This window comes from Clostridium sp. BNL1100, from assembly GCF_000244875.1.
Taxonomy (GTDB): Bacteria; Bacillota; Clostridia; order Acetivibrionales; family DSM-1351; genus Ruminiclostridium.
On the sequence record NC_016791.1, the window covers coordinates 3,362,432 to 3,382,650 of the forward strand.

Genomic DNA, 20,219 nt, shown 5'->3' on the forward strand with positions numbered 1-20,219 from the left:
TTTGTTATCGGTAATGCCTTTATATACTGCTTATATTTATTTTAAATCAAAATCAGCTTTAAGTAAATCCTTGCAGGCAGAAGATGCACCAATCATTGCTACATATTCGATATCCTCAACCACCCATTGTTTTGATTGGGTGCAATAGTATGCCAGGTCGTCCTTATTTATCTCAATTACGGCAGTTTTTTTCTCTCCCGGCTCAAGGTGAATTTTGGTAAAGCCTTTAAGATCCTTTACATGGCGTTCAACCTTTGAACCCCTGTAGCCAATATATAATTGTACGACTTCATCTCCGGCTATTTTTCCGGTATTGGATACATCAACTGAAACAGAAATTGTCTCACCCTTCTTTGATACTTTTGGGTTGCTGTAGCTGTAAGTTGTATAACTGAGTCCAAATCCAAAAGGATATGAAACAGGGTACTTTTTCTTATCCGCTAGGAAGTAGCCGTGGTAATAGTCATATACAATGGAAGTTGCATTCATATCATAGTAAGGCAATTGCTGCGGGGTTGCAGGTACTGTAACGGGTAGCTTGGCAGAAGGATTTACTTCTCCGAAAAGTATATTTGCCAGAGCAGTTCCGCCTTCCATACCGGGATACCATTGGATAAGAATGGCCTTAGCCAAGTTCTTCCAAGGTTCAACTATAATAGTACTTCCACCCTGCAAAACAACAATTACATTCTTGTTTACCTTTGATACAGTCTCAATAAGATCTTCATCTTCCGGATGCAGTCCGAGATATTTCCTGTCGCCTCCCACATCACCGCCATTTGTAATAAATTCTCCCTCATCAAGAGAAGTTAATCCGGCCACAATAACAACTGCATCTGCATCCTTTGATAGCTCCTGAGCCTGATGCGGTGTTCTTCCATCTACATACTTAACTTCTATTGCGCCTCCTACCTCATTTATAATACCCTGAAGAGGTGTTATTACATAAGGAGGGAATACAGCACTACTTCCCTTTAAATCACCTGTATTAGGTTCAACCGCCAACCTTCCAACGACTGTAATTTTCTTGATTTTATCTTTTTCAAGTGGAAGTATACCTTCATTTTTAAGTAGTACTGTGGACTTTTCTGAAACCTCTCGAGCCAGCTGGGCATGTTCCTTACTGCCCATTTTCTCCGGTGAATATTGTGCCTTATCTCCAACAAACGAAAATCTGATTTTTTGTCTCAATATTCTCTTTACTGCTGCATCTATCTTACTTTCATCTACTTTTCCGTCTCTTACAGCCTCAACAAGCCGTTTCCCAAAGAACTGAGTTGCATACATCTCCATGCATTGCCCGCCGTTTGCTGCATCTACAGTATCTCTGACACCCCATATGAAGTCAGACATTATAAATCCTTTGAAACCCCATTCCCCATTTAGAATCTGATTGAGTAAATAATCATGGTGACCGCACCACTCGCCTCTTACACGGTTATATGAGCTCATAATTGCTGCAGCACCTGCATCTACACATGCCTTGAAATGAGGAAGGTATATTTCACGCAGGGTTCTTTCATCCATTTCAACACTGACTTTAAAACGTGCATTTTCCATACTGTTGGCAACATAGTGCTTTATACACGCCATCATATGCTTTTGAACGCCCTTTGTTAAAGCCGCACCCATTTTACCTAAAAGAACAGTATCCTCACCATATGTTTCCTGAGCACGTCCCCATGCAGGATGGCGAAGGAGATTTATACATACTCCTGCAAAGAAATTTGCACCACCGGAGCGGCCTTCTATACCTATTACATTCCCCACACGTTCCTCAAGTTCCGTGTCCCATGTTGAACCACGAGCAATTGATACTGGAAAAGCCGTAGCATTATAGCTCATAACAATACCTGTAGGTCCGTCTGTAAATTTAACGGCCGGTATGTTCAATTCCAAGTCTTCACCTGCGTAGTATGGAATAAAGTTATATCTTGGCGGGTTTAAAGGTGCATATCGTGCGTCATTGTCACATGACATCTGGTAAACTTTCTGCTCCAGGGTCATTTCAGATAAAACATCTTGTGCCAACTTGTCGATTTCATCCTCTGACATCTCAGGAAGGTTCTCAAAGCGGCCCCATTCAGTATCCAGATGTTTTATGGGGTTTTCTTCCAGTTCATTTTTTATAATACTTTCAAATTCCTTTTTTTCTTCCCTTGAAAGTCGGAAGAATTCATCACAGTGAAAAATTCGAGTGTTTACAGCCATAATGCAATCTCCTTTTTTATTATAATGTTTACTGCGAAGGTTAAGTTTATTCTTTATTTATGTTGAGCATAAAAATCGTTGTAATCCTGCAACTGTACTTTAAGAAGATTTGGAGTATCTATGCTATATGGGCAGTGATTTTTACATTGTCCACATTCAATACACTTATTTATTAGTTCCATCTTTTCTTTAAATTCATCACTCAAAAAAGGCTCATATGGTGCTCTTCGTAAAAGCAGGGACATACGTGCCTGAGTTGGAATCTCAATTCCTGCAGGACAAGGCATACAGTAGCCACAGCCCCTACAGAAATTCCCTGCCAGTTCTGTACGATCTCTTTTTATGACCTCCCATAATTCATTATTCAGTGTAGGAGGGTTTTTTTCTAATTCAAGGAACTCGTCAAGCTCAGCTTCCCTTTGTATCCCCCAAATGGGAACAACATTATCAAACTGCCTTAAAAAAGCAAAAGTGGACGCCGCATTTGTAATCAAACCACCTGACATAGCTTTCATGGCTATTAGGCCAACATCCTTTTTCCTGCATACCTCAACAAGTTCAAGGTCAATATCCGAAGAAAGGGAACTGAGGGGAAACTGCATTGTGTCATACAGACCGGATTCAACTGCTTCTAGAGCAGTTTTTATTCTGTGGTTTGTAATTCCTATAAAACGCACCATGCCCTTCTTTTTAGCTTCCATCATGCCTGCATATGAGCTTTCAGGATCCTCCGGGTCAGGAAGGACACCGGGATTATGAAGCTGAAGTATATCAACATAATCTGTTTTCATATTTTTCAGGCTGGTTTCGAGGTGCTCAAGCAGTGTCTTTCTGTCTGTTGCAACACTTTTTGTAGCAATTATTATATCTTTTCTTATATCAGAAAAGGCATATCCCAGCTTCTCCTCACTATCTGTATACATACGGGCAGTATCATAAAAATTTATACCGCCGTTGTAAGCCCTTAAAAGAATTTTTCTTGCTTCATCAAATGAAATTCTCTGTATGGGAAGAGCTCCAAAGCTGCTCCTTGTAACCATCAGGTCTGTTCGTCCCAATCTTGTTTTCTGCATATAAACCTCCATCATGTGTTATGTGTTAGTTGCTATATCTCAGGGTTGTTCTGCCTGTCCCTGAATTCTGTGGGGGAGAGGCCTGTATTCTTTTTAAACGCCAGAGAAAAATAATTCGTATCATGATATCCTACCTGTTCAGCTACCTCATAGGTTTTAAGTCTGGAAACAGTCAGGAGATGTTTTGCTTTTTCGATACGTTTACGAGTAATATATTCGTTGCAGCCCTCTCCCATTTCCTTCTTGAAAAGTCTGGAGAAATAATTTCTTGCAACATGGAACTGTTCTGCCAAAGTAAAAACTGTCAGATCCTCTGTAAGTCTTTGATTGATAAATACAGTTGCCGCCTCTATTATCTCATGCATTTGCTTCTTATTAGTATACATTAGTTTTACAATAAACATTTCGGTAAATACACAGCAATTTTCTAAATCGTTGGTTTGAAGAGTTGTAATCAGTGTTTCCAGCCTGCCGTCCGCCGGATTTCCTGTAGTTTTAAGGTATTCCCAGTAAAAAGCCGATGCCAGATCGTAAAACTTTTGCTCGGCTATAGACTTTGAAACTCCTGATATTTTGACTTCGTTTATGTATTTTTTAAGATATTCCTTTGCTACTTCGGTATCATGAAAGCTGGAAAGTATCTTTTCTTTTAGAGTTAAAAGTTTATCCTTTTTACTTACGTAGTCATTCCCAAGCTTAGAGTTATTGATTGTGTCAGAATTTAATTTCTTAATACCGCATTTTTCCCTTGCATTTCCATAGGAATATTTTATCCGTGACATATTCGGAACAACGGAGCCTATGCCAACCCTCATTTCTACATCAAATTCCACATTAATAATTTCCTGCAATTTTGAAATTTGTTCTTCTGCATTTTCAGATTTTTTATCTACATAAAATATAACAACTATATCGCCATCAGAATTCTGAAAGGTCCAGCCTGAATTTTTTGCATCCACCATATCAATAAAAAAACTCTTTACTGACATCATAAGCAAATTCCTATGCTGATTCCATATACTATTCTCAGATATTTCAGGAGTAAGTACCGCAACCTGATATTCACAGTTATCTGCAAACTTTATACCTTCCGGTACTTCAATGGCATAAGCGTTATCAGCTACTTTTTCAGTAAGCTTAATCAGTGACTTTTCAAACTCTCTCTGGTTTTCAATCATCCTTTTACGGCTCATAATGCTATTTTCAACTGCAGATTGTATTTCAGACTGAATATGGTCTATTTGTAGTTTTATACATTTAATAAGACTGCTTTCATCTACCGGCTTTAGTATAAAGTCCTTAACGCCTAGTGAACAGCTTTTTTGTGCATATTTAAAGTCATCGTAGCCTGTCAGGACAATTACTTTCAAATCAGGTACCTTTTCAAGTATAATTTTGGTCATTTCCAGGCCGTCCATTTCAGGCATACAAATATCCGTAAGCATTATATCCGGTTTGGTATCCTGAACTATTTTCAGGGCTTCCTTTGCACACGATGCTGTCAGAACATCGCTTACTCCTAAATTTGACCATGGTATCATATTGTAAAGACCATTGCGAATTATACTTTCGTCATCTACAATCAACACTTTGTACAAATTCATCACCCACCGTTCTTTGTATTTCACTGCGGAGTCTGACGTTAACGGTTACTCCGCCATACTCATTGCTTTCATAATACAGTCCATAAGGGCTGCCAAGAAATAGTTTTATCCTCTGGTGTACGTTTCTGACACCATAGCCCACACTTGAATCATTATCCTCCAAGGTCTGGTTCAATTTGCTTATTTGCTCTAATGTCATTCCGGTACCATTATCAATGGTTTTAACAATAATGTCGTCTCCGTCTCTTTCAGCTGTTATTTTAATGAACCCCTTTGCTTCCCGTCCTCTTAATCCATGATATATTGCATTTTCAACCAAGGGCTGCAAAGTCATTTTCGGAATTTTAACGTCATAAAATTCCTCAGGAATGTCAATATAGCTTTCCATTTTTTCCTTATATCGTATTTCCTGTATGGTCATATAATTATCGACATGCTCTGCTTCATTTTTCAAAGGAATAATAGCCTCTCCCTTACTAAGGCTAATTCTATAGAAGCCCGCTAATGCCTTGACCATAGTAGAGATTTCATGGTGTCCACATAGCAGTGCCTGCCAATGGATGGACTCCAACGTATTGTAAAGAAAATGGGGATTAATCTGGGACTGTAGAGCCTTAAACTCTATTTCTTTCAGTTGCCTCTGTTCCTCATATATCTTTTTCATTAATTCATCTATATGCTCAACCATTATATTAAAGCCCTGTGAAACCTGCTGAAAATCAGGTCCGTAAGTAGGCAAACTTATTCTCGTTTCCATGTCTCCCGTTGACACTCTGGACATTCTATATATAAGCTCATCAAAGGGTTTGAACAAATGCTTGCTGAATCCGTAAGAGATAAAAATACCAACTATAAATGTTATTATGACTATTATAAAAATTGCCAGCAGCATAACATTATTATCTCGAAGGAGATAACTGATAGGCAATGTACCTACGACATACCAATCCCAATCCTTTACATACTTATAAACAACTAGTTTCCCATTTATCTCCTTAGAACCATCCTGCTTGTGAACTATGTTTTTTAGTCCGGCATCGGCATATATCCTGTTTTTATTCATATGCGATATTATCATGCCATTTCCGTCCATGATAAAGGTTTCCAGAGGAAGATTCGTATTTGTATGCGAATAGAATCTGGCAACAACATCCTCTGAAACGGATATACCCAGAATCCCTATAGGCTGTCTTATTCTATAAATATCAAATATAGGTCGATAAATGGATAGGGTATATTCCTTGTTTATGACAGGATCTTTCCTAAAACTTGTTCTCATAGGACTGCCTGTTATATCACGTTTAGATAAATATCCTATACCCGTTGAAAAGTCCGACTTATTTCCGGCTTTTGTGGGCCCCAGATATAATTCCTTGCCATTGAGAAGTTTATAAACATATACATATAATATATTTCTTTTTGATCCAAGTATGTTGGACATTAATTTGTATACATCGTCAACCTTATCAGTAAACTCGAGATTATCTTCATCGGGGTTTGAAAGGTATTCCTGAAGACTTTTGTCATTTATAATATTATCCGGGGTACTCTCAATATTTTTAAGATAGTCCTCCAGATTCAGTGTGTTCTGTTCCAGTTGTTGCATTGTCATGTTCTTTGCCTGCTCTTTTATTGATCGGCTTGTAATCGTGTATGAGCAAGCCACTACAATCAAAACTGTGATACAAATCGTTATTACAAGAAAATACGTAATTTTCGATCGGAATGTCAAATTTCTTATTGTTTTTTTTACTGACTGTAATAACCAATTTTTCATATCCTCACCTGTTACTGATTATAGTATTGTTTTGTAATCTTTTCCAATTGCTCGGCTGCTCTTTTTGGGTCTTCCCCTCCGAATATACGTCGTGAAAGAATTAAATGAGCTTCCGACAGCTTTGGAGGAAGGTACTGGTCATACCAGAATTGAACATTTGGAGATTGATTTATATAACCCAATATTTCATTAATCAAAGGATCTTCTATGTCCAGATCCTTGACAGGCGGTATTTTTCCTGCATCTATACGCTTTTTTACTGCGGTATCATCAATTAAGTACTTTATAAGCTCAAAGGCTTTATCAGGATACTCGCACGAACTGGCAACGGAGTAATAATTATCCCCAAGTGTTCCGATAGTATTACAGGGATCACCTTTTCCCCCTGGAATTGAAGGAAATGGAAATACTCCTACCTTTTCCACAAAATCAGGCTTTTCGTATCTGACATTACTTATAAACCAACTACCGGCCAATGTCATACACGCTGAATTATTATACAAAAGATTTCTGGAATCTCCGGCATCTTCGTCCATCCAGTTGAAGCCTTTTGGGAAAGCCCCCATATTTACAAGCTCCTGCACCATTTTCCCAGCTTGCACAAATACATCGTTATCAAATGAACCATTATTTTTTCTGTTTGCTGCATTGTCAAAAACAGAAGGCCCCCCAAGGCGATCTACAAAATACATGTAGAACATCGACCCTGTCCAGGCGGTTCTGTTTGCGAGTGCAAATGGGATGTATTGCTTTTGCCTTAATTTAACTATTATATCCTTGAGCTCATCAAAAGTCTTTGGTTCGGATAACTTCAAGGCATTAAAGATGTCTTTGTTATAGAATATAAGAGCTATTGACATATTTTCAACAGGAACACCCCATATTCCGTTCTCATCGGTAACCATCTTTAACGCCTTGTCATTAAACTTTAGACTGTAATTGTCGGTCTTCATATATTTTTCAAGATTTACTACTCCACCAATACTTATGTACTGCTTTAAAATTCCTCCGGACCAGGTGGGAAAAACGTCCGGCATTTGATTAGTTGCTACACAAACAGATAGCCTGTTCTTGTACAAATCGTTGGGTATAAGTTCATGTACTACTTCAAAACTACTGTTATCCTTTTCAAATCTGTACACAGAATCGGCAATTACCTGATTTACAGATGAATCACCCTGTATGGTATACAAAGTCAATTGCTTTTTCGAAGGGTTTGGCTTAACCAGCACGTTATCTCCGTCATAAAAGCACCCAGAAATAATTAGTACGATTATCAGTATAATAAGGGCTTTAAATATTTTTTTCATATTATACCTCATTAGTTAATTTATAGCCTTATTATATATCATCTGGAGGCTTCTGTCTGTAGCAAACTACTATGATTTTACCTTGTGTATTATTAATTCTATCCTTTAACTGCACCAGCCATCATTCCTTTTATGAGTTTATCCTGACCAATGGCAAAAGCAAGAATCATTGGCACTGCGCATAAGGTCAAAACAGCCATAATCATAGGTATGTTAGCATTATACTGTCCCTGGAATTCCCATATTGAAAGGGGAAGTGTACGGCTTTTTTGTGATTGTGTAAGTACAAGTGCAAAACTGAACTCATTCCACATGTTTACACTGTTATATATGGCAAGGGTTGCAAGTCCCGGCTTTGAAAGTGGTGCTATAATGTTGAAGAATGTGCGATACTTACCGCATCCGTCAATTTCAGCGGATTCTTCCAGTTCTTTTGGAATTTGTGCCATAAATCCTGTAAGGATAAACACCGATATAGGCAGATTGAAAGCGGTATACGGGCCTATGAGTGCAAATATTGTATCATACAGGTTCAATTTTTGTGTGAGCTGGAATACCGGGATCAAAGTTACATGTATCGGTACAGCCATTGCAGCAACTATTATTCCGAAAAGAGGCTTGTTTAGTTTAAATTTGAATCTTGAAAAAGGATATGAAGCAAACAGCGATGTAAATAATATCAATATTAATGATACTCCAACTACAAACAAGCTATTGAATAGGTATTTATAAAAGTCACTCTCAATAACCTTTTGGAAGTTCTGCAAATACAGGCCTTTCGGCATTGCGAAAACTCCTGCTGTAAATATTTCAAACTGTTCTTTAAAGGCTGACGCCACCATAAAGTAGAAAGGAGCACCCGCAATTGCAAGCCATATCAATGCCAGTAAGGCAACGATTATTTTTCCGACTTTAAATTTCTTTTTCATGTGCATCAGGCCTCCTCTTTTCCGTTTATGACTCTAAGTGTTACCAAGGAAATAACGGTAATTATTATAAACATTCCGGACGCTACCGTAGCACCGTATCCCATTTTACCTATGGTAAATGCATTCTTATACATGTACGTCGCCATGAGCTCTGTGGCACCGTCAGGACCGCCTTGTGTCATAACATAAATCAAATCGAAATATTTGAGAGAACCTACAAGTGACAGGACAGCTGCACTTTTAATAGTTCCCTTCATAGATGGTAAAGCAACCCTCCAAAAATATTGGCCGTAGGATGCACCATCAATAATTGATGCTTCATATATTTCAACCGGCAACGAACTTAAAGCCGCCAGAAAGTAAACCATGTAAAAAGGTATAAACTGCCAACATATAACTGCTATTACACCAAAAATAGCTCTATGCGGGTCTCCCAGCACATCAACCATTCCCTGTCCGCCTAACATAGTGTCAACTGCACTGATTAGACCGAACTGTGGGTCATATGTATACTTGAATAAGAATCCAACTGCTACTGATGACATTAGCATTGGAAGAAAATATATCATTTTAAGGAAATTGAGTTTCTTTCCTCCCGTGTCGAGAAGAAAAGCAATAGCCATTGCTATAGGGAGCTGGATTGCAATGGACAAAACCACAATAATCATATTATTCAAAAAAGCTTTGAAAAAGATTTTATCTCCCAATAGTGTCTTCCAGTTTTCCAGGCCCAAGAAAGCTTTTCCGGAAGTAATGCCGTTCCATTCATGCAGACTCAGCCAAAATGAATCTATTATAGGATATATAATAAAAATAAGAATAAAAAAGAATACGGGCAGAAGAAATACTGTTGTGGCTGTGAACGTACTCCTTTTTCTGTATTCTGATAATGAGCGGGTAGCTTGCATTATATCTTCCCCTTCCTGAATTGCATTGATTTTAGAGAAATAAGGATTATATATCTTTTTTTCTTACGTTAAGTTTATTCTGTATAAATTGATTGGGTACCTGTAATATAAAGTACCCAATCATCTTATACTCTGAATTTACTTTACGTCACTCTAATACTTATTTTTTAGCTGCTAACTCCTTAGCCTTTGCTTCCATTTCCTTATCAACCTGGTCAGGAGTCTTTGATAATCCAAATAAAGCCTGTGTTGTACTCTTGTGAAGATCGCTCAATTCAGGTGAGAGGTATTGGTCATACCACAACTGAACAGAAGGAGCCTTTTGAACTGCATCCAAAACGTTCTGGAGAAGAGGATCGCTAACCTTTACACCCTTCACTGGAGGAACTCTGCCTGCTTCGATACGTTTTGTAATTGCTGTATCATCTATCATGTACTGGATAGCCTTGAATGCGCCTTCAGGATCTTTACAGCTCTTTGCAATATGATAGAAGTTATCTCCAACAGTACCAACAACTGCATCCGGTTCACCCTTACCGCCTTCAGCAGCTGGGAATGCGAATGAGCCTACTTTTTTCATAAAGTCTTTGTTTTCGCCTGCAGCTGTTGAAAGGAACCATGAACCCATAAGAGTCATAGCTGCTTTTTCAGTGTACAGAAGTGTACGGGATTGTCCTGAATCTTCATCAAGACCGTTGAATCCCTTGTTAAAGTAATCCTTTTTTACCCAATTTTGTAAAACAGTTCCTGCCTGTTTAAATGATTCATCTTCAAATGATCCGGTACGTGCGGCTGCATTTTTGAATGCATCTGCTCCACCAATACGGTTAGCAAGGTACATATAGTACATTGAACCTGTCCATTGGGTCTTGTTTGCCAGTGAGAATGGGATTATGCCGTTCTTCTTCAAAGTATCACATACAGTTTCAAGTTCTTTTATAGTTTTTGGAACCTGAAGGTTGTATTTAGCAAATAAGTCTTTGTTGTAGAAGAACATTGCAACTGATGTGTTTTCTACAGGAACACCCCATATCTTATCTTTGTATGTAGCCTGATTAATACCTGCATCCATGAAACGATCCTTATAATTGTCTTTATCCATGAAAGGTGTTAAATCTACAATCTTGTCTGCATCAACATATTCATTCATTGGGCCGCCGGTCCAGCTGAAGAATATATCAGGTGCAGTATTTGAACTTAATGCAATTTTCAGTTTTGTTTTGTATGCATCATTCTGCATAGCCTGAACATCTACTGAATACTTTGGATTGTCTTTAGTGAACCTGTCAATATCCGCCTTAATGTTGGATGTCATAGGCTCGGTTGTCTGAATATGCCACAAAGTCAGTTTTACAGGATCGCCTGATGCTGCAGTACTTGTTGTAGCGGCTGATGAAGAACTTGCTGCCGACGAAGAGGATGATGATTCGGATTGGTTCCCTGAACCACAAGCCGCAATTGATACTGTCATAGCTAGTGCTAAAGCGGCAGAAAGGGTTTTTCCAATTACTTTTTTCATATTTTTGCCTCCTTTATTAATATGTTCTAATTCTAACACGATAAAGGAGGTATTTTAATTTAGAAAACTTACTTCTTCATATAAAATTGTGACATTTATATAATTTTGTTACTATAACTTAGCAGTATTGCATAATACAATAATTAGTGCCCATACAAGGGTGATATTCATCAAAACTGAAAATAAATAAAGGAACTGGTATTAAAAACTCCAAATATAATAATGAAGATTAATGCCGAATAGTAAATAATCCACCTATATACAACATGTTGCGTATTTAGCTCATTGATTATTTTTTTATTTCTTTGAAATAACTGCACTGCCAATAATAAAACAATTACTCCAAAGCATAATGATAGTTGGTATCTGGAAACGCCTGCTCTTCCTATATCAATTTTCAGGCTGAAATCCATAAAAATTCGCTTAATAATTGTGACGGCCTCTGTAAACGAACTCGCTCTAAAGAATATCCATGAAAAGCATATCAAATTAAATGTACAAAATACTTTAACCATTTTGTTTACATTAGGGAACTTATCAATGCCTGTCCATTTAGTAATTTTGCCTCTTATGTTTTTACTAATTATTGCAAAGACTAAGTAGAAGCCGTTCAATCCGCCCCAAATAACATACGTCCAATTGGCTCCATGCCAAAGTCCGCTAAGGAGAAAAACTATCATAGTATTATGAAACCATTTCCATTTAGCACATCTGTTTCCACCTAAAGGAATATATACATAATCAGTAAACCAACTTGAAAGTGATATATGCCATCTCCTCCAAAATTCAGATATTGTCTTTGAGAAATAGGGTCTTTTAAAATTCTGCATCAATTCAATTCCCATTACTCTTGAAGCTCCACGTGCAATATCTGTATATCCTGAGAAGTCACAGAATATTTGAAAAGCAAAGAAATAGGTTGCAATTACTAAGGAAAAACCGTTTACTGAAGTTGGATTTCCATAAACACTATTTACTACCAGCGCCAGATTATCTGCTATTACTATTTTCTTGAAGAACCCCCATGCCGTAAGCTTTAAACCATCTGAAACTCTCTGGGCATCAAAACTATGCTCTTTATGAAATTGCCACAGCATATTTTGAGGTCTTTCAATTGGCCCGGCAACTAGCTGTGGGTAGTACATAACATATAAAGCATAAATTCCAAAATGCTTCTCCGGCTCTTGTTTTCCCCTATATACCTCAATTATGTAGCTCATGCTCTGGAATGTGTGGAATGAAAGGCCTATGGGTAATATAATTGAAAGACTACTTATTGGATAATTCCAGTTTAATAAGTCAGACAAATGCTTTATATTTTCATTGAAGAAGTTAAAATATTTAAAGACAAATAACATTCCTATGTTTGTAATTAAGCTTACAATAAGAAATATTCTCTTACTTTTACCTTGCATCCGAGAAATAATTATCCCCGCAAAGTAATCAACAACAATAGTAATTCCAAGTATTAATATGTATCTAGGAACAAATGCCATATAAAAGATACAGCTACTAATTAAAAGCAAAAACCAACGAATTTTGTGTGGTAATAAAAAGTACAACAATGTTACTACAGGAAAGAATATTAAAAACTCGATTGAATTAAACAGCATTTCTATATCTCCTTGTCAATTTTATTCCATAAATCTTGTGCAATAAAAGAATATCCATCCGGCAGTAAATGTACATAATCGGAAAAAAGTTTATAGTCAACTTTATTATTGTAATTTAAAAATTTTACATTCTTATCGTTAAAAAGCTTTTCTATAGCATCGATATTATCCTTATAGCCCTGTTTTGACGTCTCATTTTCAAGTAATTTGTTATTCGCTGCATTTAATACAAATATTATTTTTTTATCCTTTTGCAACTCAATAATCTTGTTTATAAAATAAATTTGAACACTGTTTTCGGTCAGATTAAACTTCTTATCAGAAAAATACCATTTATTTTCGGGCTTTGTCATAGCATTTTTTAAATCTGCTTTTGAACTCCATACACTTAAAGCCGGTTTTGATTCTCTTAGCAAGTTATTTGTTATTGATTTTATCTTATTTGTTACAAACCCACTATTTCCAATAATCCCGATATTTCTATTGGCAAAATGATATATCTCTGCTTTAATGTTTTTCCAAAGCGAATCTTCTTTTATTGCACCTGATTCAACCATTTTTTTATAGCTATTATTGTCCAACTCCTTTAAATAATGGTTAAACCAGTATGTTGGGGTCTTTGCATTTATCTCCCAATAAGAAAAATTTAAAATAACGTTATTTATTGAAATACCATATCTTTTCAACAAAAGCAAAACTGTATAAAAATCTCCGAACATAGTTGACGGCAATGCTAAATTAAAAAACCTGATATCTTTTCCTTCTTTTTTTGAAATAACATTTAAGTAACTGCTAATTGTTTTGTCTGGTGGACATGGCGTTCCATACCCTACCGAATCTCCAATAAATATATAGTAATTATTAATTTTTTCTCTTGAAATAGTTTGTTTAATGGATTTAACAGCCAACTCTATAGAATAAACATTATCCTTGAACACATCATAATTAATTCTTTGATTATAAACATATCTTGCGGGGAAAGCATATACAAAAATAATCTCTGTGGATATAAGAAAAATTATTAAAAATATAATTGTTTTTCGTAGAATTTTCATATTTAATCCTTTGTTTGAATTATTTACTACATCTTCCACATAATACTATATCCCTATTTTATTTTCAATATAGAGTTAGATACATATACAACAATTTATAAAAAAATGCGGAAAGTGTATTCCAGGTTTATATTTAACCCGAAATACACTTTCCGCATCACCAGAAATACCGTCTATCAATTTACGACAATCTTCCTTCAAAATCCTCATACGCAAACTGCTTTATTATCCTTATTCCTTCCTTTTCGCTGTAGAGTGCAATAGCGGGAAGGTTTACACCGTTGAAGGTATTGTTCTTAACCATTGTATAATGTGCCATATCACAGAAAACAAGTCTGTCGCCGGGCTTCAGGCTTTGTTTAAAGGAGTAGTCTCCGATAATGTCTCCAGCCAGACAGGTATGTCCTCCAAGCCTGTAGGTTACCGGATTTTCATCCGGCTTTCCGGCACCGATTATGTTGGGCCTGTAGGGCATTTCCAGTACATCAGGCATATGGCAGGCTGCCGAAGTATCCAATATTGCAATATTCATTCCGTTTTCTACTGTGTCAAGTACCTTTGCTACAAGATAGCCGGTATTTAATGCGACTGCCTCTCCGGGTTCCAGATATACGTCAATTCCGTATTTATCCTGAAAGTAATTAATTGAACGTACAAGTGCTTCTATGTCATAATCAGGTCTGGTTATATGATGGCCTCCGCCGAAATTCAACCATTTCATATCCTTGATATAACTTCCGAATTTTTCATCAACCACTTTAATTGTTCTCTCAAGTGTATCTGAATTCTGCTCGCACATTGTATGGAAATGGAGCCCTTCAATACCTTCCAGTTCCTCAGGCTTGAAGCTGGGAAGGGTTACTCCCAATCTTGAGAATTTATAGCAAGGGTCATATATGGGATGCTCCAATTCAGAATACTCAGGGTTTATACGAATTCCACAGCCTATTTTTTTAGTTGATGCTTTAACCTTGTCCTTATATTTGTTCCATTGGTGAAAAGAATTAAATACTATATGGTCACAGTATTTCATTATTTCATCAAACTCTTCTTCTATATACGCAGGGGCATAAATATGAACCTCTTTACCCATTTTCTCGTAACCCAGTCTTGCCTCAAACAAAGAGCTTGAAGTAACTCCAGCCAGGTATTTACCAATAAGAGGATATACAGAATGCATGGAAAAGCCCTTTTGTGCCAGAAGTATTTTGCAGCCTGTACGCTTTTGAACTGAATCCAGAATTTCAAGATTTTTTACTAGAAGACGCTCATCAACTATGTAGCATGGCGTCGGCAAGCTTTTTATATCAATATCTAAATTATTAATCAATTTTTATTAGCCTCCATGAGCCGAATTTTTTAATTGAAAGTTAAATCAGCCGCCACCAGCCTAACTATTTCTGTAGTTTTGGCATTTGGCAGCGGCTGCTTAATGTACCCTTACTAGTCGATAAGCTCTGGTGCAAAGCTTTCTTTCCAAGGAAGTCCGCATCTGTTCAGTTCTTCCATAAACGGATCAGGATCAAATTCTTCTATATTGAAAACACCCGGTCCTTTCCAAATTCCCTTGAGTATCATCATTGCACCTATCATTGCAGGAACTCCTGTTGTATAGGAAATTGCCTGTGAACCTACTTCCGCATAACATTCTTCATGTACACATACGTTATACACATAATACGTTCTTGGCTTTCCATCCTTTATACCTTGTATAATACAGCCAATATTTGTTTTTCCCTTAGTCCTTGGCCCAAGTGAAGCAGGATCAGGAAGTACAGCCTTTAGGAACTGTAGAGGAATAATCTTCTGGCCTTCGAAATCAACCGGTTCAATAGATGTCATACCTACGTTTTCAAGCACCCTCAAGTGTGTAAGGTATTTCTCCGAAAAAGTCATCCAGAAACGAATTCTTTTTACACCTTTTATATTCAGTGCCAAAGATTCAATTTCTTCGTGGTGCAGTAAATAAACATCCTTTGGTCCTATTTCAGGAAGATTGTAAACCCTTTTTAATTCAAGGGGTTCTGTTTCAACCCAGTCTCCATTTTCCCAGTAGCTTCCTTTTGCAGTTATTTCACGTATATTTATCTCAGGATTAAAGTTAGTAGCAAATGGGTATCCATGATCTCCTGCATTTGCATCAACTATATCTATATAATGTATCTCATCAAAATAATGTTTCTGGGCATATGCGCAGAAAACACTTGTCACACCCGGGTCAAATCCGCTTCCCAAAAGTGCTGTTATTCCTGCCTTTTCAAATTTATCTCTGTATGCCCACTGCCATTTATATTCAAACTTTGGTATCTCAGGCGGCTCATAATTTGCAGTATCAAGGTAATGTACACCTGTCGCAAGGCATGCATCCATAATAGTCAAATCCTGATACGGAAGTGCTACATTTATAACAATGTCCGGCCTGAATTTATTGATAAGGTCGATTAGCATATCAGTATTATCAGCATCCACCTGTGCTGTTAGAATTTTAGTTTTGCTTCCTGTCAATTTATTTTTTATAGCCTCACACTTTTCCAGTGTTCTGCTGGCTATACATATTTCTTCAAATACATCGGGGTTCTGACAGCATTTATGGATAACAACACTTGCTACACCGCCCGCACCAATTATCAAAGCCTTTCCCATATCATCAATACCTCCTGATTTACATATCTTAATTACTTCACGGTGATTATACAGAAAATAATATCAAAAATCAATATAATTTATCTATATATGAATATATTATGTGATTATCATTAATTTTCTATCCGTTTACGACTATACTTAACAGTTTCTTACATACTTATAATTAATAAAACGGAACCTGTAGATAGAAAAGGTCCTATTCATACAAGTTCCGTTTTTTAAACATATTTATTCTTATTTCAAGCAACTTCATTACTCTCTGTATTATGTTCGGGCTTTGCTCGTTTCATATATTCTACTATTAATTCATCGAGTTTTTGGCTCAAATCTAAAACTTCCAGACTCATGCCTCCATTTTCCAGGCAATCTTCCAGCTCTAGGTTAAGTCTTTCTCTTAATGTCTCCATTTCGTTATATAATTGTTGTATATCCAATTAATGTTTCTCCCCCTTGACATAACAGAGAATACTCCGTATTTGATACGGCTGTTTTTACTGTGCTGCCTGTCCTGGTGCTGTTGTTGGCTCTGTCGGTGTTGTTGTTGGTTGTGCTGGTGTTGTTGTTGGCTCTGTTGGCGTTGTTGTTGGTTGTGCCGGCGTTGTTGTCGGCTCTGCCGGTGTTGTTGTCGGTTCTGCCGGTACAGTCGGAGTCGGGTTTTCAATCTCAACTACCTGTGAATCACTATCCCATTTTACCAATAATCCCATCTTCTCAACAATAAATTTTATTGGCACAACGGTTCTTCCGTTTATTGAACATGCAGGTACATCAATCGTTGACTCAACGCCATTTACATATATTTTATTATTATCTAATTGAAGAACTATTTCAGTACTATCTTTTGTAATGACAACCTTTCTTTCCGCAGAAATCCATTTAACCTCAGCTCCGAAAGCTTCTGACAATGCCTTTACCGGAATTAGTGTTCTACCGGATTTTATAACCGGAGGTGTATCAAATTTTACTTTGGCACCCTTAACAATTATGTTTTCTACCGGCAATACTGCGACATTTTTATTATTCTTTTTGATTTTATCCCCTGCAAGTTTCAGTTTTGCAAGCTCATCCTCTGAATAAGTAGCTCTGATAGCTGCCTTTTCTGCTTCTCTTTCCTGCTTTTTAATGCTGTTGGCATTTTTACCTGGTTTTTCGCTTTTAGCTGTCACATGCGTTGTGGGTGTATTACTGCTGTTTGCCAGCACACCCGGCATTACCAAAGATGTCATAAGAATTGTAAATGCCAATGACCCAATCAATACTTTTTGAAATTTCATACAAATTCCCCCCTGATAAATATAATTTGCAGACAATTTTTTGCTGCAATATATTCATTCGTCAAAGTTTGTTTTTTTGGGGGGGGAGCATTTTTAATAATTTCCTATAATTCCCCACTGATTCATCAGCTTATCAAATACATCGGCACAATTTGCCGTATCTTCAAGGGGAATTATATCACTTTCAAGCTTGCCTTTTTCAAATAATTTATTAAAATGCCTTATTTGATAAACAAAACCATCCTGGCAGTCATCTTCAAAAGATTCAACCAGATTATTATAATTGTCGTAAAGCTCACATTTCTTTGAACTGAAAAACTCATACACTATAATTCTTCCATTTGTTCCGTAAATTCCGGCATCTCTGTTCACGTGAGCCCGGGTTCCACAGCTTAACATTGCCAGTGTACCTGATTTAAAGCTCATATTTATTACCGCAAAATCATCTACACCGGTCCCTGCTATAGTTGCAAATCCACTGACCGTTTCAGGCTTTTCTCCCAGAATTCCCGTTGTAAATTCTATAACATATACACCGGTATCATATAAGCTGCCACCTGCGAGTTGAGGATTAAACAATCTGTGTTTAGGGTCATAAGGTGCGTTAAAGCAGAATTTTGCATCTATCAGCCTAACATCACCTATTCTGCCTGAGTCTACCCATTCTTTTGCTTTTTGAAAGGAAGGAAGGCAGCGAGTCCACATAGCTTCCATTAAAAGCACTTTTTTACTCCTGGAAAGAGCAATCAGTTCTTCTGCGTCTTTTTTATTTATGGCAAGAGGTTTTTCACATAAAACGGCCTTACCGTTTTCAAGACACATCTTAACTATATCATAATGAAAATTGTGTGTGAGTGCGACGTATACGACATCTACTTCTTTATCATGTATCAATTCAATATAGCTGTCATAAATTTTTGATGCTTCAAATTTTTTGGAAAAAGCTTCTGCTCTTTCCCTGTTGCTGGAAGCTACAGCTGTTAGTTCTGCATCCGGAATGGTATTTAAAGCTCTGGCAAATACCTGAGCTATACCACCTAACCCTATAATACCATATTTGATATTCATTTGGAACCTCCACATATAAAATACAGTGGTATAATGTAACATTATACCACTGTATTCAATTTTAAAACAATAGTTATTAAAATACTTTTTTAAATCATTTTTTGTAAACTACTACGTTCCATGAAGAGCCCAGCTCTGCAAGAAAAACTTCATGTACATAATCTTTTATTCCCTGTTTTTTTAATTCGTCTACCAGCCAGATTTCACTCTTACCAACATACTCAAGATTCTCCTGCACAATTTTTCCGTTCATTATCAGCGGCATACTGATTGGCTTACCGCAAACGTTGATATTCATATCCTTTTTGGTAACAGGCTTATTCTGTGACTTGGCAAAAACAGAAAGTGTACCGTTAGACTCTAAAACCGCTGCTTCAATATCTGAAACCCGGTCAAACCCTTGCTGCCTTATCATTCCGAAAAGCACATTCAAACTGATGTTCAGCCTTTTTATTTCATTAAAGTCTATTTGACCATTATTTATAATAACTGAGGCACTATGCTCCATTACTTTTGTGAACCTGTCTGTAACAGCTATTCTTGACGTTATTAGAATTAATAAAATTAATAAACCTGTTCCGTAAACGGATTTAACCATTACCTTGTCTACCAGTGGTTCTGCTGCAACATTTCCTATAACCATGAGCCCTGCAATCTCATAAGCCGTCATCTGAGCAATTGCCTTTTTTGTAAGTATCCTTGTTGATAAATAAGTAAAAAAGTAGACTAAAACTACCCTTATAGAATAAATTAAAACTGTTTGCATATTTTTCTCCCGCACTTATTTAAATGCTGAACTACGGCTCTGCAAATGGTTTTACCGCATATCCAAGCGCCGCTTTCAATAATCCGCTGTATTCCATGGCACTATCCTGTTTATTCTTTACAGCAATAGCCAATTGTTCGACTGTATGATTAAATGTAATATTTATTTCGCTTGAATTATTAATAGCAATAAAGTACTTTCTGGCCTTGTAAATAGCTGTGAACTTCTCTGTTTCTTTTTCCGCCCTTGGCCAATCTTTATTTGTAACTGCCTGTTCAACAGCTTCCAATTGGCTTCGCATGGTTCCTGTCTTAAAACACACAGTAAAAGCAATCCACATTAATAGAAACAGCACCAGCCACACAAATGCAAGTTTTCTTCTTATATCAGCCCCGATTAACACGAATTATCCACCTCCATTACATTATTCTGCTTTAATTGCATAAAAAATATTTACAACAGAATA

Annotated in this window: 17 protein-coding genes; all 17 read right to left on the reverse strand. The window is 36.9% G+C overall.

What is annotated here, in order from left to right; translation table 11 throughout:
* Nucleotides 1-36: 36 nt before the first annotated feature.
* The gene (locus tag CLO1100_RS14180) at nt 37-2,211 is read right to left on the reverse strand and encodes a glycoside hydrolase family 3 C-terminal domain-containing protein (protein WP_014314448.1); all 2,175 of its coding nucleotides are present in this window, start codon (nt 2,209-2,211) and stop codon (nt 37-39) included.
* Between the two features lie 53 nt (nt 2,212-2,264).
* Complete coding sequence (locus CLO1100_RS14185) at nt 2,265-3,284, reverse strand: aldo/keto reductase (RefSeq protein ID WP_014314449.1); 1,020 nt, start codon at nt 3,282-3,284, stop codon at nt 2,265-2,267.
* 32 nt (nt 3,285-3,316) lie between these two features.
* Complete coding sequence (locus tag CLO1100_RS14190; RefSeq protein WP_041700281.1) at nt 3,317-4,888, reverse strand: response regulator; 1,572 nt, start codon at nt 4,886-4,888, stop codon at nt 3,317-3,319.
* Entirely contained in the window at nt 4,857-6,665 is a 1,809-nt protein-coding gene (locus tag CLO1100_RS14195; protein ID WP_041700283.1) for a sensor histidine kinase, read from the reverse strand. Before CLO1100_RS14195 ends, CLO1100_RS14190 begins: the two co-directional genes overlap by 32 nt.
* An 11-nt stretch (nt 6,666-6,676) precedes the next feature.
* Nucleotides 6,677-7,975: an extracellular solute-binding protein gene (locus CLO1100_RS14200; RefSeq protein WP_014314453.1), complete on the reverse strand. Its 1,299-nt coding sequence runs from the start codon at nt 7,973-7,975 to the stop codon at nt 6,677-6,679.
* A gap of 98 nt (nt 7,976-8,073) precedes the next feature.
* A complete protein-coding gene (locus CLO1100_RS14205; RefSeq protein WP_014314454.1) occupies nt 8,074-8,904 on the reverse strand; it encodes a carbohydrate ABC transporter permease in 831 nt (276 codons plus the stop codon).
* A 5-nt stretch (nt 8,905-8,909) separates the two neighbouring features.
* Nucleotides 8,910-9,812 carry a sugar ABC transporter permease gene (locus CLO1100_RS14210; RefSeq protein WP_014314455.1) on the reverse strand — a complete coding sequence of 301 codons (903 nt, stop codon included), beginning with the start codon at nt 9,810-9,812 and terminating at the stop codon, nt 8,910-8,912.
* Nucleotides 9,813-9,972: 160 nt separating this feature from the next.
* Nucleotides 9,973-11,331, reverse strand: a complete 1,359-nt coding sequence (locus CLO1100_RS14215) for an extracellular solute-binding protein (RefSeq protein WP_014314456.1) — start codon at nt 11,329-11,331, stop codon at nt 9,973-9,975.
* Nucleotides 11,332-11,501: 170 nt separating this feature from the next.
* Complete coding sequence (locus tag CLO1100_RS14220) at nt 11,502-12,827, reverse strand: MBOAT family O-acyltransferase (RefSeq protein ID WP_242836580.1); 1,326 nt, start codon at nt 12,825-12,827, stop codon at nt 11,502-11,504.
* A 119-nt stretch (nt 12,828-12,946) separates the two neighbouring features.
* Nucleotides 12,947-14,038, reverse strand: coding sequence for a hypothetical protein (locus tag CLO1100_RS14225; RefSeq protein WP_014314458.1), 1,092 nt, complete (start codon nt 14,036-14,038; stop codon nt 12,947-12,949).
* Between the two features lie 142 nt (nt 14,039-14,180).
* Complete coding sequence (gene nspC, locus CLO1100_RS14230) at nt 14,181-15,329, reverse strand: carboxynorspermidine decarboxylase (RefSeq protein ID WP_014314459.1); 1,149 nt, start codon at nt 15,327-15,329, stop codon at nt 14,181-14,183.
* A gap of 113 nt (nt 15,330-15,442) precedes the next feature.
* On the reverse strand, nt 15,443-16,642 hold the full coding sequence (locus tag CLO1100_RS14235) for a saccharopine dehydrogenase family protein (RefSeq protein ID WP_014314460.1): 1,200 nt from the start codon (nt 16,640-16,642) through the stop codon (nt 15,443-15,445).
* Nucleotides 16,643-16,884: 242 nt separating this feature from the next.
* Nucleotides 16,885-17,079: an aspartyl-phosphate phosphatase Spo0E family protein gene (locus tag CLO1100_RS14240; protein WP_014314461.1), complete on the reverse strand. Its 195-nt coding sequence runs from the start codon at nt 17,077-17,079 to the stop codon at nt 16,885-16,887.
* 57 nt (nt 17,080-17,136) lie between these two features.
* Nucleotides 17,137-17,919 carry a copper amine oxidase N-terminal domain-containing protein gene (locus tag CLO1100_RS14245; RefSeq protein ID WP_014314462.1) on the reverse strand — a complete coding sequence of 261 codons (783 nt, stop codon included), beginning with the start codon at nt 17,917-17,919 and terminating at the stop codon, nt 17,137-17,139.
* Between the two features lie 93 nt (nt 17,920-18,012).
* Complete coding sequence (locus tag CLO1100_RS14250; RefSeq protein ID WP_014314463.1) at nt 18,013-18,987, reverse strand: Gfo/Idh/MocA family oxidoreductase; 975 nt, start codon at nt 18,985-18,987, stop codon at nt 18,013-18,015.
* A 94-nt stretch (nt 18,988-19,081) separates the two neighbouring features.
* Nucleotides 19,082-19,753 carry a DUF421 domain-containing protein gene (locus tag CLO1100_RS14255; protein ID WP_014314464.1) on the reverse strand — a complete coding sequence of 224 codons (672 nt, stop codon included), beginning with the start codon at nt 19,751-19,753 and terminating at the stop codon, nt 19,082-19,084.
* A gap of 31 nt (nt 19,754-19,784) precedes the next feature.
* Nucleotides 19,785-20,156, reverse strand: coding sequence for a hypothetical protein (locus CLO1100_RS14260; RefSeq protein ID WP_014314465.1), 372 nt, complete (start codon nt 20,154-20,156; stop codon nt 19,785-19,787).
* Nucleotides 20,157-20,219 lie beyond the last annotated feature (63 nt).

Excerpts from the sequence above, each read along its gene's own strand:
- CLO1100_RS14180 (WP_014314448.1), bottom strand. The coding sequence starts at position 2,211 with ATGGCTGTAAACACTCGAATTTTTCACTGTGATGAATTCTTCCGACTT.
- CLO1100_RS14185 (WP_014314449.1), bottom strand. The coding sequence starts at position 3,284 with ATGCAGAAAACAAGATTGGGACGAACAGACCTGATGGTTACAAGGAGC.
- CLO1100_RS14190 (WP_041700281.1), bottom strand. The coding sequence starts at position 4,888 with ATGAATTTGTACAAAGTGTTGATTGTAGATGACGAAAGTATAATTCGC.
- CLO1100_RS14195 (WP_041700283.1), bottom strand. The coding sequence starts at position 6,665 with ATGAAAAATTGGTTATTACAGTCAGTAAAAAAAACAATAAGAAATTTG.
- CLO1100_RS14200 (WP_014314453.1), bottom strand. The coding sequence starts at position 7,975 with ATGAAAAAAATATTTAAAGCCCTTATTATACTGATAATCGTACTAATT.
- CLO1100_RS14205 (WP_014314454.1), bottom strand. The coding sequence starts at position 8,904 with ATGAAAAAGAAATTTAAAGTCGGAAAAATAATCGTTGCCTTACTGGCA.
- CLO1100_RS14210 (WP_014314455.1), bottom strand. The coding sequence starts at position 9,812 with ATGCAAGCTACCCGCTCATTATCAGAATACAGAAAAAGGAGTACGTTC.
- CLO1100_RS14215 (WP_014314456.1), bottom strand. The coding sequence starts at position 11,331 with ATGAAAAAAGTAATTGGAAAAACCCTTTCTGCCGCTTTAGCACTAGCT.
- CLO1100_RS14220 (WP_242836580.1), bottom strand. The coding sequence starts at position 12,827 with ATGGCATTTGTTCCTAGATACATATTAATACTTGGAATTACTATTGTT.
- CLO1100_RS14235 (WP_014314460.1), bottom strand. The coding sequence starts at position 16,642 with ATGGGAAAGGCTTTGATAATTGGTGCGGGCGGTGTAGCAAGTGTTGTT.
- CLO1100_RS14245 (WP_014314462.1), bottom strand. The coding sequence starts at position 17,919 with ATGAAATTTCAAAAAGTATTGATTGGGTCATTGGCATTTACAATTCTT.
- CLO1100_RS14250 (WP_014314463.1), bottom strand. The coding sequence starts at position 18,987 with ATGAATATCAAATATGGTATTATAGGGTTAGGTGGTATAGCTCAGGTA.
- CLO1100_RS14255 (WP_014314464.1), bottom strand. The coding sequence starts at position 19,753 with ATGCAAACAGTTTTAATTTATTCTATAAGGGTAGTTTTAGTCTACTTT.